The 15,569-nt window shown below is 59.2% G+C and carries 11 protein-coding genes and 2 pseudogenes; 4 read left to right on the top strand and 9 right to left on the bottom strand.

The features are described from left to right. Window positions 1-234: 234 nt before the first annotated feature. Together RZS28_RS19380 and RZS28_RS19375 are read right to left on the bottom strand one after the other, a co-directional pair. Window positions 235-390, bottom strand: a complete 156-nt coding sequence (locus tag RZS28_RS19380) for a hypothetical protein (RefSeq protein ID WP_318655049.1) — start codon at window positions 388-390, stop codon at window positions 235-237. Between the two features lie 732 nt (window positions 391-1,122). Then, a pseudogene (locus RZS28_RS19375) lies at window positions 1,123-1,319 on the bottom strand (CsbD family protein). A gap of 470 nt (window positions 1,320-1,789) precedes the next feature. On the opposite strand from RZS28_RS19375, the gene RZS28_RS19370 reads away from it, so the two are divergent. Together RZS28_RS19370 and RZS28_RS19365 are read left to right on the top strand one after the other, a co-directional pair. Continuing rightward, window positions 1,790-1,912 carry a hypothetical protein gene (locus RZS28_RS19370; RefSeq protein WP_407341185.1) on the top strand — a complete coding sequence of 41 codons (123 nt, stop codon included), beginning with the start codon at window positions 1,790-1,792 and terminating at the stop codon, window positions 1,910-1,912. 512 nt (window positions 1,913-2,424) lie between these two features. Further along, entirely contained in the window at window positions 2,425-3,048 is a 624-nt protein-coding gene (locus RZS28_RS19365) for a ParB-like protein (RefSeq protein WP_318655047.1), read from the top strand. A 311-nt stretch (window positions 3,049-3,359) separates the two neighbouring features. Here RZS28_RS19365 and RZS28_RS19360 read toward each other — a convergent pair whose 3' ends face one another. Both RZS28_RS19360 and RZS28_RS19355 read right to left on the bottom strand, forming a co-directional pair. Beyond that, window positions 3,360-6,788, bottom strand: coding sequence for a CheR family methyltransferase (locus tag RZS28_RS19360; protein ID WP_318655046.1), 3,429 nt, complete (start codon window positions 6,786-6,788; stop codon window positions 3,360-3,362). Between the two features lie 30 nt (window positions 6,789-6,818). Next, complete coding sequence (locus RZS28_RS19355; RefSeq protein WP_318655045.1) at window positions 6,819-7,640, bottom strand: chemotaxis protein CheB; 822 nt, start codon at window positions 7,638-7,640, stop codon at window positions 6,819-6,821. Window positions 7,641-8,277: 637 nt separating this feature from the next. Between RZS28_RS19355 and RZS28_RS19350 the strand changes: the two genes are divergently transcribed. Further along, the gene (locus tag RZS28_RS19350) at window positions 8,278-9,603 is read left to right on the top strand and encodes a lytic transglycosylase F (RefSeq protein WP_318655044.1); all 1,326 of its coding nucleotides are present in this window, start codon (window positions 8,278-8,280) and stop codon (window positions 9,601-9,603) included. Window positions 9,604-9,824: 221 nt separating this feature from the next. Here the strand turns inward: RZS28_RS19350 and RZS28_RS19345 are convergent, their stop codons facing one another. The 5 genes and pseudogenes from RZS28_RS19345 to RZS28_RS19325 form a co-directional block, all read right to left on the bottom strand. Next, window positions 9,825-10,040, bottom strand: a complete 216-nt coding sequence (locus tag RZS28_RS19345; RefSeq protein ID WP_318655043.1) for a hypothetical protein — start codon at window positions 10,038-10,040, stop codon at window positions 9,825-9,827. Window positions 10,041-10,139: 99 nt separating this feature from the next. Continuing rightward, window positions 10,140-11,174, bottom strand: a pseudogene (locus tag RZS28_RS19340) (IS630 family transposase). A 1,137-nt stretch (window positions 11,175-12,311) separates the two neighbouring features. Then, complete coding sequence (locus RZS28_RS19335) at window positions 12,312-12,878, bottom strand: hypothetical protein (RefSeq protein WP_318655042.1); 567 nt, start codon at window positions 12,876-12,878, stop codon at window positions 12,312-12,314. A gap of 494 nt (window positions 12,879-13,372) precedes the next feature. Beyond that, the gene (locus RZS28_RS19330; protein WP_318655041.1) at window positions 13,373-13,690 is read right to left on the bottom strand and encodes a hypothetical protein; all 318 of its coding nucleotides are present in this window, start codon (window positions 13,688-13,690) and stop codon (window positions 13,373-13,375) included. A 396-nt stretch (window positions 13,691-14,086) separates the two neighbouring features. Beyond that, entirely contained in the window at window positions 14,087-14,278 is a 192-nt protein-coding gene (locus RZS28_RS19325) for a CsbD family protein (RefSeq protein ID WP_318655040.1), read from the bottom strand. Between the two features lie 451 nt (window positions 14,279-14,729). Between RZS28_RS19325 and RZS28_RS19320 the strand changes: the two genes are divergently transcribed. Continuing rightward, a complete protein-coding gene (locus tag RZS28_RS19320; RefSeq protein ID WP_318655039.1) occupies window positions 14,730-15,431 on the top strand; it encodes a VIT family protein in 702 nt (233 codons plus the stop codon). The last annotated feature ends 138 nt before the right edge of the window (window positions 15,432-15,569 follow it).

The raw sequence follows: 15,569 nt of genomic DNA, 5'->3' as shown, positions 1-15,569 counted from the left end.
ATGATTCACCCCTGTTCTCCTCGGACTTCTTTGTTCACACAAGCGGGTCTGTCAGACTTCGGGCCGACAGGGAGCCAGATACTGCGTCGGCTCCTTTAGGAGAAAGGCGGCGTGGCGCGGATCAGATAAGCGCCCCCGACCTCGGCTGCTTCCCCGCAATTGCGCCGTGTAAAGTGGCGGCAAGAAAACGAAATTATAGGCGAGGACGCTGACCAGGCATGCAAGCAGCGAGGCTCACAGGCCATAGGTTACGGCGCTCGCCAGGACCGCAACCAGAAACGATAACACGACATTCGCAACGCCAAGCGTTTGCCGTAGCAGAATGGCGATCAAGGTCGCGGCTACGACAAAGTGAAGGCTAACGACATAGGCTTTGACGTCGGCGGCCACAGGCCCAATCGAGCGGCTCGGAGACGTTGTTGCGCATCCGATCCTCGGCGGGCGACATCATCGGTACGCTCGAATCTATATTTGGGAAGCGACAGGCGGTCGAGACGATCAGAGGGGAGCTCGCTATAGGGCGCTAAATCCGTATAGAGATCCGGCAGTGGAGCGGGCCGACCATTGGCGTGTAGGCGTCGCCAAATCGCACATTCCTCTGCCGGTGCGACGGATGATGACGCTGAAGTACGGGGGGCTACGCACCGCTTGTTCAAAGCTGTTGCAAGAATGCGCGGGACTGTGTCGGCCGATAACTTCAAATCAGCGGCTAGTGTCAATGTGGTGCGCCTTCCCGCTGCCAAACGTCTTCTGGGCTTTGTACTTGTTTGGGCGGCTGCGCTCGTGGCTGTCGCACTTGTGGTTGCGGCGCCAGCTTGCGATGCGCGTATCCATGCCGGTGCGAAACATGTGGGCGCGTAACTTCAGCATGGGCATCAACCACTGTGATAAACGTGGCCGCTATGATCAAGAGAGTTTTCATTCGCAGTCTCCAATACCGCGAGTGGGTTCGCGGCCGCCGACGAGTCGTATTCTTCTGAGCACTTTTGTTGTGACATCTTGGTTTATCTACCCCGTAACTCGCCATGGAAGACCACTTTGCCTCAAACACGCGAAGCGATCTTCCATGACCAGCGCTCCAAGCATGCATCAAGAGACAGAGCCAGACGTCTTAGGACTCGATCACTGCTTCCTCGGCCACTTGTCGAGATCCTTGCGCGCCGCACCCTTAGCAAGGCCGTAGCGCTCTTGGAGTTTGCCTTCGAGCGGTTCCCGCTTGCCAGCGATCTTCTCGATATCATCGCAGTGAGATGGCCCCAGTTCGCCTTGATCTTACCCTTTAATTGCTTCCAGCTTCCTTCGACGCGCTTCCAAGCCATTTCAGCCTCCGTGGGTGACACCCGCTGCAGGTTTGGCTGCGCATTTACTAAATGTGGATAGGTAGCATTGGGTTCCAACGCCGTCATCGCAAGAATCGCAACCGCGGCCGCATCTCATTGGGACCCTTCAGGTTGGCGGGCGATTGGAGCAACAGAGTCTGGCCCACCAACCTGTTGGAGACGCCTCCATCGACCCAGTCCATCGCGATCTCGGTTGACGGGAGCCATATGAAGTCGATCAGAACCGATCAGATGCGATCCTTCGAGGTCTTGTTAGCTTGGTCCAGTAACGACCGACGGAAGCAGCGGCTGTTCAGCACCCTGCCAGTCGAGGCGGATCGACAGCGTCAGCAGCTCGGCGCTGTCTTGTGCGACCTTGGCGCAACGCCCACGACGCTTGCGACGGTGTTGAACGACGGAGCAGAAGGCTTACGCTTTCTCGGTGAACGCGATCCCCGATCCGAGCCGTCATGTCCTTGACTGTTGGTGTGGACGAGATTTTGCAGGAGCTTGAGACGCCAAAGCGCCAGATCCAGCCGACCGCAGCCTACCTCGGGACGCTCAGCGGCGTCTTGCGGGAGCTTGGGACTTAGGTATCCGGGCAATTTTCCTCGATCATCAATTATGCCGCCGCACGGCGTTCGGCCGCGCCAATCTCCATGGCCTCAGCCGAAAGCGTGGTCTTTAGGCTGCTGCATCGTCGGCTGGTGGTAAGACAACAAATGCACTGGTCGCCGAGAGGAGCACACTTTATGCTCAAGGTTAGGACCGCAGTCATGAGCGGAACATTTGAACATGATCATATCGCTCTCCTCCAATCGACGCGCTGTCTACGACGTTGCCCGTCTTAGCGCCCCCAACTCGAGACGGTCTCATGTAAATATTCTGGACGTTTCATTACTCCGGGCCTATAGCCACACGGTTTCCGAACCGACGCTAAAGGCGCGCGGTCTTGTCCGACGCCGCATGGACTTTGCTCCCTGAAAAACTCGGTCTGACGGTAACGAGGGTTCGCAAACGCGCCGCTTCGTCGAGATGGTTTGGCACGGATGCGCGACCAATATGAATTCCGTATGGCTTGTCTCGCCAAAGGTAGGAGGCGCTTATGGATACCGCTCCCGGCCCTGTACTCGAACCCGTCTCCATCAGTAGCCTGCACCCCACGCAAATCACCGTCGGGGTGCGCGAAGTTAAGGAAAAGCGTCTCCGTTGGCGCGACTATCCCAAAGACAAAAAGGCCGAATTCCTCGGCCGACACATGATCCCGGTCATTTTAGGACCGAAGGAACGTTCTTATATCGTTGATCACCATCACCTCGCGCGCGCGCTGCATGAAGAGGGCATAGAACAAGTGCTCGTCAGCGTGGTCGGCGACTTGCGCAAGCTCGACAAGGATGCGTTCTGGGTGTTTCTTGATCATCGCGGCTGGGTTTATCCGTACGACGCCGAGGGCGTCCGACGGGGTTTCGACTCCATTCCGAAATCGGTGGAGGGCCTTGTCGATGATCCTTTCCGCAGCCTGGCGGGCGAGTTACGGCGAGCTGGCGGCTTCGCGAAGGACACCACTGTCTTCAGCGAGTTCCTCTGGGCGGACACCTTGCGCAGGCGGATGACACGTAAGACGCTAGAGGAGGATTTCGACGGGGCGCTCCGGGACGCGCTCATCTTCGCCAAGAGCCAAGACGCCAACTATCTGCCCGGCTGGTGTGGGCCGGCCACAGAGGAATGAGGGCTACCGCAAGTCGCGACGCCTAGCGCCGAACGCCTGGAACGGAGGGGAACCGCTATGCCTATGCCGCCGCGGACTCCTGGTCACGAGACACGCGGAAAAGAACGGGACTCGAGCGACTCCAATCTCAGCGACGCCGGGACGACCAAGCACAGCGGCGGGGGAATTCATCCCCGCAACGTTTGAGATAGCGGCTTGGCGCTCGACAACTCGATGAGGTCTAGCTCAAGATCGATGGTCGCTTAGTCTACCTCTGACGTGCCGTAGATGCCACCTCGGGAACTCCGAAAAGCGCGACCGCCGCTATGCCTTTAGTTCGCGGCGAGAGCGAGCCGGATGAGCGCCGGCAAAGACTTCGCGCCGGTCTTCTTCATTATGGAGGCGCGATGGTTTTCGATCGTCCTCTGACTGAGGCCGAGGTCGGCGGCGATGTTCTTGCTCGGATGGCCGGCGAGCACTAAGTCCATGATCTGTCGCTCGCGCTTGGTCAGTGCGGCAATGCGCGCCGCCGCTGCCTCTCGTTCAGTGGACAGCGTGGCCGAATCCTCCGTCGGTTTCAGTGCGCACTCGATGCTGACCAGAAGCTCTTCCCGGCCGATAGGCTTCTCAATGAAGTCTGCGGCGCCGGCCCTCATGGCTCGGACGGCCGTTCGCACATCGCCATCGCCGGTGATCATGATGACCGGAATGCGATGGCCCGCGGCCTTAAGCCGCTTCAGCAGTTCGAGTCCGCTCATGCCGGGCATCCTGGCATCGACCAGGAGGCAGCCATCGCTGCCCGGATGATAGGAGTTTACGAACTCCTCGCCGCTGGCGTAGATCTCGACCCGCCTTCCCTCTGCCTGAAGGAGCGCGCTTATCGCCTCACGCACGCTGCTGTCGTCATCGACCACGAAGATGGTCTCCGGTTGTTGCGCGCCAGCCGCTCCAGCCGGCTGCCGAGCGCTCGCATGCGGCGTCGGCCTCGGCTTGGCTAGGAGCTGCCGAACGATGCGCGTCAGGTCCTCGGCCTTTGTCGGTTTGCTGCGGTGGATGTAGCCCTGCCTAGCGACTTCACTCAGGGTCTCTGTCGAAATGTCACCGGTGAGGATGAGAGCGGGCAAGTCATGACCGAGCATCTCGCGCAGCCGCGCCATGACTTGAACGCCGGTTAGCCCTCTCGGCAAATTGTAGTCGACGATGACCATGTCCGGATGAACGCCGTTGCGGGCGACAATTGCTATTGCCTCCTGGCCATCGGCGGCCGTCATCGTGCGATGACCATCCGCAGTCAAAAGAACTTCAAGAGAATCGCGAACAGCGGGATCGTCTTCGACGATCAGGATCAAGCCGTTTTGGGCTGGAACTTTCTCTCCTTCCCGTCCAATGCCCGTCGGGGCGACGCGCCTCCCCTCGGGCGCGAGCGCGACCTCGATGGCAAAGACCGAGCCGCTGCCGAGCCGCGAGCGAACATCAACGGTATGGCCTAGCAACTGCCCCAGGCGCTGCACGATAGCGAGACCAAGGCCGAGGCCGCCGCTTAGCTCGCGGGCGGGATTATCGATCTGATGAAATTCCTGGAAGATTGCGCGAAGTTCCCCTGCGGGGATGCCGAGGCCGGTGTCCCAGATCTCGATATACAGCTTGCCTCCGCGCCGCCGACAGCCGACTAGGATTCCGCCTTTCGTTGTGTACTTCACCGCATTTGACACTAGGTTGCGGATCATCTGCTCGAGGAGGCGAGGATCGCTGCGGACCGCCAACCGGCAGGGACGCACCCGCAAATCAAGCTCGCGGGTCGCCGTATGGTAGCCGAATTCGGCCTTCAGACGGTCGAGCAGGTCGTCGATCGGGAAATCGATGATCTCGGGGCGGATCACTCCCGCCTCAAGCTGGTTGATGTCGAGAAGCGTGTTCAGCATCTCCGACATGGCCGTCAGCGCGTCATCGATGCGGGTGACCAGCTGCAGCGTGTCCCTATCCTTGATCTTCGCCGCCAAAAGCCCTTGCAAGAGGGTGAGCGTCTGCAGGGGCTGGCGCAGATCGTGGCTGGCGGCGGCGAGAAAGCGCGACTTTCCCAGATTGGCGCTCTCGGCCTGTAGCTTGGCGGCATTCAACGCATCTTCCGCCTGTTTGCGCGCTGTGACATCGACAAAGGTGATGACCACCCCCTTGATGTGGTTGTCCTTTGTCCGATAGGGCAAGATCCTACAGACGTACCAGGCGCCGTTCTCGCCCAAGATCTCGCGTGTGAGCGGTACGAGATTGGAGAGCACGGTTCGGGCGTCGATGAAGAGATTCTCGGCGACAAAATGGCGCGTGAGATCGGCGAGCGGTCGGCCGATGTCGGAGGCGATCACGCTGAAGAGCGACTTCGCCGCCGGGGTAAAGAAGCGGATGTTGAGATCCTCGTCGAGGAACAGCGTCGCGACGTCAGCGCTGTTCAGGATGTTCTCGAGGTCGTTGGCGACGGCCTGATGCCGTTCGAGGGTCTCGTGAAGCTGGCTATTGAGCGCGTTGAGCTCCTCGTTGAGCGATTGCAGTTCCTCCCTTGAGGTCTCGAGTTCCTCGTTGGCGGTCTGGAACTCCTCGTTCACGGACATCGCTTCTTCGTTGATCGCTCTGATTTCTTCCTCAGCGGTTTCACGGCCGAGGATGGCGTTCTCGAGATCCCTCCGCGTGGCGTCGAGCTCTTGCTCAATCTGAGCGATCCGCGACGCGTCGGCTGGCAGCTCGACTGCCGCTTCGGACTCTTGCTCTTGCTTCGGCAGGTCGATGAAGGTGAGCAGAACCAGTTCCTCATCGCCCCTCTTCACGGGCCGGGCGCTAACGGTTACCGCCACTGAGCCGCCATTGCGTTTAACCCGGCCCATGACCGCTACCGCCCGTTCCTGCCCTTGGCTCGCCTTCTCGCACGCCGCTCTGATCGCCGGACGCAGCCCCTCTCGCGCCGAAGCCAGCAAATCCAGGCTCGCCACGCCCGCCGGCACCTTCAGATAGAGGTCGGTTGGTCCACAGTAATAGAGTCCTTGATGCTTACGGTTGACCAGTACTGACGCCGGCGCGTAGCTCTCGAGCAGCAGTCGCTGCGCGAAGTCGCTCACGCTGACATGCGGCGTCGCGGCCGGCCGCTCGGGCCTGAGCCACAGCGAGCGGGGGGCCTCGCCGTGGCCATGGGGAAGCTCCACTTCGCTAGGCCGGCTGCGGCAGATATGCCGGTAGATCTGCTGCTTTTTGGAGATCGGCTCAAAGTAGTCGCTGGCGGCGCCCACGGTTTCAGAGGAGCCTAGAAACAGGACCCCGCCTTCGCGCAGGGCAAAATGGAACAGCGAAAGGACTTTCAGCTGAACCTCGGGGCGCAAATAGATGAGCAGGTTGCGGCAGCTCACAATGTCCAGGCGCGAGAACGGCGCATCGGCAATCACATCATGGACGGAGAAGACGATCGCCGCGCGCAGCTCGCGCGACACCCGATAGCTCTGATCTTCCCTGGTGAAGAAGCGGGTCAGCAGCGCGAGCGGCACGTCAGCGGCGATTGTCGCCGGATAAAGGCCTTCGCGGGCGAAGGCGACCGCCTCCTCGTCGATATCCGAGGCGAAGATCTGCAAGTTCATGTTTCGGTGCGCCGCCGCGATCTCCTCAAGGAAGAGCATAGCGATGGAATAGGCTTCTTCCCCGGTGCTGCAGCCCGCCACCCAGACCCGGATCGGCCGGGCCGGCGGCTGCACGCGCACCAGCTCAGGGATGATCTTCTCCGCCAACAGCTCGAAGGCCTTTGCGTCGCGGAAAAATCACGTGACGTTGATGAACAGATCGTTGGCGAGGCGCTGAAGTTCAGCTGGGTCCTTGGTCACCAGCTCGAGATAGCGGTTGGCGTCCTCGATGCCGGCCATGGCCATGCGCCGCTGGATCCGGTGTCCGATCGTGCCTTCCTTGTAAAGCGTAAAATCATGGGAAGTCCTCTTACGCAGCAGATCGATGATCTTCAGCGCTCCGTCGCCCGCAGGGAGCGCAACGTCGCTATCGCCGGTCTTGAGATATGGATGGCCGCTATACTTAGCGAGGGCTTCCGGGATCTTCGCTAGCGGGAGCACCAGATCGACAGCGCCTGTCGCGATGGCGCTGCGCGGCATACCGTCGAATTCGGCCTCTTCCGGATCTTGAGCGATAACCAGGCCCCCCGCCGCCTTGATCGCTCTTGCCCCGACGCTGCCATCGGTGGCGGTTCCCGAAAGGATGATGCAGACGGCGCGCTCACCGAACTCCTCGGCGAGCGAATGCAGCAAGAAGTCGAACGGCATTCGCACGGCTTGGCCCGCCTTGGGGCGGGAAAGTTGAATTGCCCCGTTGCGTACTGCAAGATAGCGTCCGGGCGGGATGACGTAGACATGGTCCGGTTCGAGCTGCATGTCTTCGTGAGCTTCGAGCACGGTCAATGCGGTATGGTGGGCCAGAAGCTCGGCCATCATGCTCCCGTGGCTGGGGTCGAGATGCTGGACCAGGATGAAAGCCAGACCGCTCTCGGCCGGAAGCGCGGCGAGGAGCGTCCGAAAGGCTTCAAGACCTCCTGCGGAGGCGCCGATTGCGACCACCGGAAAGTTGGCCCCATCCATCGCGATTGGGTGCTTCTTAATGACGCGCCGGCGCTTTGCCTGCGCAGGCCGGGCGCGGGTTGACGAACTGCGCGCCATACCGATGGGCTCCCCCTATCGTCCGAGTCAATTCGACTCCCCAACTCGCGCGCGCAAGCGTCACGAACCTTTCACGAGCATTCCCTGGAAGTCCCCTTCCGAAGCTTGCCAAACTCATTCACTACTATAATCGCTATGCCGTGATCGCTATTTGTACACAAATATTCGTGAACCAACAACGGTGCCGGGGGGTGGACGCCCCCAATGGGGCGCTATCCGGCGACCTTTCGACGTGGCGCGCATCGTCTTCACCAGAGCAGACCGCAAAACCGATCACTTTGGCGGCCAAGCAATTCCGGCATAAAGTAAATGACGAAGCTGTTTTATGACACTATAAAGTTATCAGATCGTCGGAGCTCGGTTAACATCGCGGCGCCTTGAAGGGAGCTCCAATCTCCGACTTTGCTGCAGAGTACGGACGATGCGTATCTGGATTGCCACTCTCCTGAGTCTTGTCCTGTTAGCGTTCGGATCGGTTTCACCCACGCCAGCGGAGACCTTGACAGACCAACGATTCGTGCTTCCGAGAAAACGCGATTGGACAGGCGATTTTTCTGCGATGTTGAAGCGAAAGACGCTTCGCATTCTCGTCCCCTACAGCAAGACGCTCTTTTTCGTGGATCGCGGCCGTCAGATGGGCGTCGCTGCGGAGTTCGGCCGCGCGCTCGAGGAGTGGATCAACGCGCGATACAAATTCAAGACGCTCCGCTTCCATGTGACCTTCCTTCCTACCGCCCGCGATCGCCTGTTGCAGGCTCTGAGCGAGGGCAGAGGCGATGCCGTTATAGCCAATTTGACAATCACTTCGCAGCGTTTAGCCGTTGTCGACTTCGTCGATCCATGGCTGAAGGACGTCAAGGAGATTCTCGTCACTGGTCCTGTCTCACCCAAGCTTGGCTCAATCGAGGATCTCAGCGGACGCGAGATTCACGTGCGCCTTTCCAGCAGCTATGCGGACCATCTGGCGAAGCTGAGCGACGTGTTCTTGGCCAAAGGCCTGAAGCCGATTGTCATCGCGCCGATCGACGAGAATCTGGAGGACGAAGACCTGATCGAAATGGTGAACGCCGGCCTGCTTCCTTATGTCGTCGTCGATGATCATAAGGCCACGATATGGACCCGGATCTTTCCCAACGCGGTCCCACGCAGCGATCTCGTCGTCAGCGAGGAGGGGGACGTCGCCTGGGCAATTCGCAAGAATAGCCCAGAACTGAAGTCCGAGCTCAACGCGTTCATCAGAGAGCATCGCGCCACCACCAGCTTCGGAAGCACGATCCAGCGGCGCTATTTTGTGGACAAGCGGATTGTGAAGAATGCCCTCGATGCGGATGAGGCCAGAAAATTTGTCGCCGTCATAGACCTCTTCCGCCGTTACGGCGCGCAGTACAATTTCGATTACCTGATGATCGCCGCTCTTGCCTACCAGGAATCTCAGCTAGACCAGTCGCGTCGCGGTGAAGCAGGAGGGGTAGGCCTCATGCAGATTAAGCCCTCGACTGCGGCTGGCAAACTGATCGGAATCGCCGGGGTCGACCGCGACCCGGACCGTAATGTTCAGGCCGGCTGCGCCTATCTCCGTTATCTTGCCGATACTTATGTTTCGGATAGCGCAATCGATCCAGTGAACCGGACATTGATGAGCTTCGCTGCCTACAATGCGGGCCCTCGCAATCTGCGCAAGTTCCGCGCTGCGGCGCAGCAGGCGGGGCTCGATCCGAACATCTGGTTCAACAATGTCGAGCTGGGCGCAGCCAAAGTCGCGGGGCTCACGACTGTACAGTACGTCAGCAACATCTACATGTATTACATATCCTACAAACTCGCAGGCGAGCGTCTAGAAGCGGGTAGGAAAGCGCGTTCAGACATGGGCCCCGAGAACCGATGACGTTTCGGTTGCCGTGTGGGGACCCCCAACTCTCGGCATGGCAGATCCACCCTTACGGATAGGACGAGGTGATCGCTCACGGGTTTCGTACATTGTTGTTCCACAATTGTAAGCGAAGCCAAGCTTTAGCGGGCGGCAAACCCATGCTTCCGGTGATCGAGGTGGTTCCGATGCAGGTTTCCGAATCCGTTCAATCGACCGCTCCTGAGCCTGAGTCGGCTTCATTTTTTTATATGGCTTATCACCCCAATCAGTAAACCGGCGGAAAATGCAGCGAGCACCGACAGAAAGGGATAGACCGTGCTTGGCGTAGCCGAAGCCGGCTTGGGCGCGAGTGCGGAAATTGACGCGGTCAATTTTGTAATGTTGTTCTGCAGCGCAGCCAAGTCCGCGGCAGAAACTTGCGAAGTTGTCTCGGTAGGCTTGGCATCAGACATGTCGTTCTCCTGAATTTTAAGAAATTGGGGTCGAACGCCAGTAAAAGGGCTGTGTCGCCACTTGAGAAGTCAACGCACCGAGCGGCTCGGAAATTTAACTCACCAGGCGGTAATATAGGCGACATCGGGCGCCTTGAAGAATGAGTGGACAAGCTGCGGCGTTCTTTTGATGGCGGCAAGTTGCGCTTCGATCTTATCACGCAGTTGCTCCCTTTGCGGAGAGGCGTTCTCGCCACTCCGGTCCGTTTCACATGGCTCCAGACCAATTCGTCCGGGTTCAGTTCTGGAGCATATCCCGGCAAAAAAATGAAACGTCAGCAATCCATTTGTCGATGCAATATAATCCTTCACCAGCGCGGTCTTGTGAGCCAGCAGTCCATCGACCACCAGGTGCACGGGCTTCACCCGGCGGCGCATCATCTTCTTCAGCAAGGCGACGAACAATTCGGCGTTGAGACCTCCTTGGTAGGTGCAATACCAGAATGCGCCTTTGGAGTTCACGGCCGACGCGGCGCTGATCGATTGCCTTTGCCCAGGGCGTTTGACAATAGGCGCCTGTCCTTTCACACCCCAGGTCTTGCCGTGCACGGCGTCGGCGCGAAACCCCGACTCGTCCCAGAAATAGACCTCGCCCCCAGCCTCTTTCGCCTCATGGGCGATGCGCGGAAAAATCTCACGCCGCCACCTCTCGATCGCCTCCGGGTCGCGCTGATAGGCGCGTTGCAAGGGCTTTTGCGGCGTCAGTCCCAGCTTGGCGAGCAGTTCCCCGACGGCAGTCACCCCGAGCCGAACGTCGAATTTCTGCGCTATGAGCCCGGCCACAACGGACCGCGTCCACAGCCCGAAGTCCAAGCCATACTGGCGCGGATCCTTGCCGTTTACTCAGCGAAACACCTGTTGCTCCTGGCGAGGCGTCAAACTGCGCGGCCGTCCCGTCGCCGGTTTCGCATGCAACGCCTTCAGCCCGACACCCGGCTGAGCGGCCGCCTTGATCCATTTGTAGATCGTCGTCCTGTTGAAGCCATAGGAAGCGATTACAGAGAATGCAGGCTCACCGCAACAAACCCGCTCTACCGCTATCAGTCGAATGACTTCCAGCGTCTGATGATCAAATCTCCGCCCCTCTCGCTTCATGCCAGTATCTAGCAAACAAGCGACCTAAATGCTATCAAAATGTCGCCTTACTTATCGACCTGTGAGTAACTCAAATCAAGCGGCGAGAATTCCAAATGTCTGGGGCGTTCTTGGGGCATCACGGCGCAATCACACGTGGCGACAGAATCAAACAATTAGAATAGGCGTCAGCGCCACAATATCATAAAAGACACGTCAAACGTGAGCGAACAAGAGGCAGCGCGGTCATACTGGTTCTTTGATCGGATGGCCAAGTGGTCGCGGTCAAATGTGCCATTCATTACCGCTGTTTGACCCTTAAGCATGAAGTGAACTCCTCTTGACGACCGTCACTCAGCACCGTCACTGGCGTTGTCGACGTTGCCCTGAGATAGCGCAAAACAGCATTCAATTGCAGGTGCTCCCGATCCGCCTCGACTGCGACGCTGCTGTATAGGCTCTGCTGCCCGTGGTCGTTGCTGGTGTAAGCAACCATCAACTCAAAGAAGCGAATCTGATAAGTGCGCCGTCAAACGAAATCGCAATCGCCGGCAGTCGATCGGACGGTTTGCTGTCAAGATGTTCCGCTCCAATCTCGCGCCCAAGGGTGCGCCAGCGGGCTATCTCGATCGCAGGCGCTTTGTCCGAGCAAGAATTTAGCCATTAGCGCCGCCGCGCGGCCATAAGCCGCCAAACTCCCCATTTTGGCGAGAGGACGATCGTATTCCGGCCGTACAGCGGTTGGGCATGAGGTCCGCCAAGGGGCCTCCCGCTTCGACGCGAGGCAACCCCATAGCGACAGGGTTTGAAGCGAGGCACGTCAAACTGCACGCCCCCGAATAAGGTCGCCAGCCGTCGCGCACGTCGATCTTTGAAAGGACGAAGAACGCAGCAATGCTCACACGCTCGTTGATGGCGGCATTGTGCGTCGGCCCGGCGGTCTCGGAAGCGGCGCCGCTGACGCTTCGTGACCGCCGAACGTTTCGTTCCCATCCTCCTGCGTCAGCTCCAGCAGAATCCGCCACGTCATCCCATTCCCCAGGCCAATAACGACACGAAACCCGTATCACCCCAGCTTTGAGACGAGCTTTGAAAGGCATCAAGGCTATTCGTCGATTTGTTTTTGAGCGCTCCAATCGCTGGTGAGAGACCTCACAATCAGCGGCGGCGGTCGCGCCGATCGTCCGTTTCGTTGGCCCTCAGATCTTCATGAATGAACTGCACAAGCCGATGGCGTTGGCGGTCATCGAGCGTGTCGTAAAGCGGCTTTGCTGCGTCGGCGATCTGGCGGAGGTCCGCGGCCTGCAAGGTCAAGGCGTCCGCCTCTTGCCGCATCCCATCAATGTCGTCCGGCGGCGCCTTGCGCGCGTCCCGCTGCGGGTGGGCGTCTCGTTCTTTCTCGTCTTCCGTAATCGAACGGTCCCCTTCTAGGGCCGAGTTCGGTGAAGCTCCCCCGGCCGACGCCGCCCAGCTTTTGGCGCGCTTCGCCGCAATGTCGTGCAGCGCCGATTCAAGGCCGGACCAATGTCCGGCCTGACCAGACGACAGGCGCAGGTCCGCCTTGAGATTGGCGATGCGCGCATCAGCGCGATCAATACTTTCGTTGACTGTGAGGGCGCGCCTTTCCCCCCGATTCTCTTGACCCTGCGCTCCATACGCCAAAGGAGCGATGATCGCCGCCGCTATACCCATGGCCGTAAAGCAAGACACGATACCCTTTTGCATGATTTTCCCCCATCAGGCTTTTGATTTGGAGCTCGATAGTCACTCTGCGGCGGGGTCCTTTTTGGTCGCGGCCGCACGATCCTAAAATTGCTAATCCTGTTTACTTCGGAATTCGATGATGCGCCCAGGAAACCAATTCGCCCGGTCGGGCGGCGTGACTTTCGCGCCTACAACGCGCGGCTTCGGTCACCGGTTCAAAATTATATCGGCGCCAATCTCGAAAGTCTCTGCCCGCGCCTTCACGCCACGTTGCCGTGACATCGAGCTGTCGGTTCAACACGGTCTCTGCTTCAAGTCGAAGGGGGCCGGCCAACGCATAATTGCCGACTACGAGATCTTTGGGATGGCCCGCAGCGGTCAGGTCGCCGCGCTCGTGGCCAAAGACGTCGGAGCCCAGCGCATCTTCATCGGATCCCTGTTGCCGCGGCGGCCCTATAGAAACAGAGCATGGTTAGATGTTGATTGTCTCACACCTCCAACGAACTCCGGACACGTCAATAACGCTGGCGCGAGTAGCGATGATAGTAGTGGCGCCGGTAATAGTGGTGTCGGCGATAGTAACCAGGGCGGGAGTAATGGCGATAGCGATATCCAGTGCGCTGCGGCACTCCGAGGACGCCTTCGACGCCCCCGGCGACGCCGCCGGCCACGCCTCCCACTGCGCCACCTACAACCGACCCAACAGGTCCAGCCGCTCTGCCGCCCGCCGCAGCGCCTTCAGCTGCGCCGCGTTCAATCCCTTGGGCCCCGGCCGCCAAGGGCAAGGCCAGGAAGGTCAAAATCACAGCTAGTTTCAGAATTTTTGTCTTCATGCGATGTCCCTAATCACTTTTGCCCTCTTCTGCGCCGCGACTTTATATCCCTGGCCAATAGTCCTGCCGAGGACAGACATTTGGCGCAGCAAAGCTAACGTATCAGGCCGAACGTCGACTGTGCGAGACTCGGAAAATACCTAGAGCCTTTGGGTCAAGCGCTTCGCTGCGTCTCAAAGTCATGGCGCGACTGTCGCGTCGGCGAAGCCATACGAATTTTGCTGAAGCAGTCGAGCGCCGCAGCAGTCGACACTTTCCAAAGGGATGTTGGCGGAGCCTAAAGATCAGGCGATCAGGAACCCCATCCGAAAGCTCATGGCGGGACAAACCCATCCGAAGCAGGTAAGAAAAAAAGCGACCGGAACGGCCGCCTTTTTACTATCATGATGAGTAAGCTCAGGCCTTGTCGATGACATTTTTGACGGCGTCCTTGGCCTTGCTAACGGTCTGCTGGACTTCGCCCTTGAGCTTCTGCGCGGCGCCTTCGACCTCAAGGTTCGGGTTGCCTACGGCCTTGCCGGCGCCCTCCTTGATCGTGCCGGCGGCCTCGTTGGCCACGCCCTTGATCTTGTCGGTAGTGCTGCTCATGATTGATCTCCTCAAAGATTGATTGCAACGCGTTTTCCCACGCGGCATTTCGTTAACGTGAAGATCCTCGTTCTGGTTCCGTTGACGCGTTTTCAGTTGAATATCTCTTAATGGCAATTTGTCGCGCTATGGACGCGTGCCACGTACCTATAATCATTCCGAGCAAACGAACATAATCGTCTGGATATCGTTCGGTTTTTGTACTATCCATCGGGACAGCTTCAGTTCCCGATGTGGCTGTCCGAGCATCGCCTCGCCACTGATGACCGTGGTTTTCCGCGGAGTGCCTCGGCTGTCTCGTAGACCGGCACTTTCGCGCCATGCGAAGACGCGCGGCGGCATTTGCGATGACCCGTTATCCTCCTGGCGCGATACGCCCCACTATAGGTTGTCGGCATATTTGTCGGCCCTTTAAGCTTTGGTCGACGCTGTCGCAAACAAGGAAGCGAAGATGGTTTGTCGTCCCGGACATTTGGAACATCATGTGGTCGCGCGCCTTGGTTGGCTAAGGGCGGCGGTTCTGGGGGCGAATGACGGCGTCCTCTCGACCTCCAGCCTGATTATTGGCGTTGCGAGCGCGCAGGGTACGCATCAAAGCGTCCTGATTGCCGGTGTCTCTGGACTTGTTGCCGGCGCAATGTCGATGGCGGCGGGAGAATATGTATCAGTCAGTTCGCAGTCCGTTTCCGAACGGGCGGATATCGGGCGCGAACGTCAGGAGCTGAGTGACAATCGCGATGGCGAATTGAGAGAGTTGGCTGGACTTTACGTCAAACGCGGTCTGAACAAGGCGCTTGCGCAGCAGGTCGCGGAGCAGTTAATGGCGCGTGATGCGCTCGGCGCTCACGCCCGCGACGAACTGGGGATATCGGACACGACCGCGGCGCGACCGATCCAGGCGGCTCTGGCGTCTGCAGCAGCATTTTCGGTTGGTGCGGCTCTTCCGCTGATGATGGCTCTCGCGACGCCGAATAGGTTCGTGGTTGAGGCGGTCTCTATCGCGTCTCTGCTGTTTCTTGCACTGTTGGGTGTCGTCGGGGCGAAGACGGGTGGAGCCAACATGCTGAAGGCCGCGATCCGCGTTACCTTCTGGGGTGCGCTTGCGATGGCTGTGACCGCCGGGATCGGCGCCGTCTTTGGTACGCGGGTCTGACGCATCGGAAGGCAGCCGCCGAAGTCTGCCGCCTTCACTTGATGGGGTGAACCGGTCCGCCCGGAGACCGGCGCGGAAACAACGTAGCTTTCCGCGATGATCATCCTCGATCTCGTAAGCCTCGAGGACGAGAGCGGG

Source organism: Methylocapsa polymorpha, from assembly GCF_045689225.1.
Taxonomy (GTDB): Bacteria; Pseudomonadota; Alphaproteobacteria; order Rhizobiales; family Beijerinckiaceae; genus Methylocapsa; species Methylocapsa polymorpha.
The sequence above is the reverse complement of the archived record's forward strand: the minus strand, read 5'-3'. Positions and strand labels throughout refer to the sequence as shown.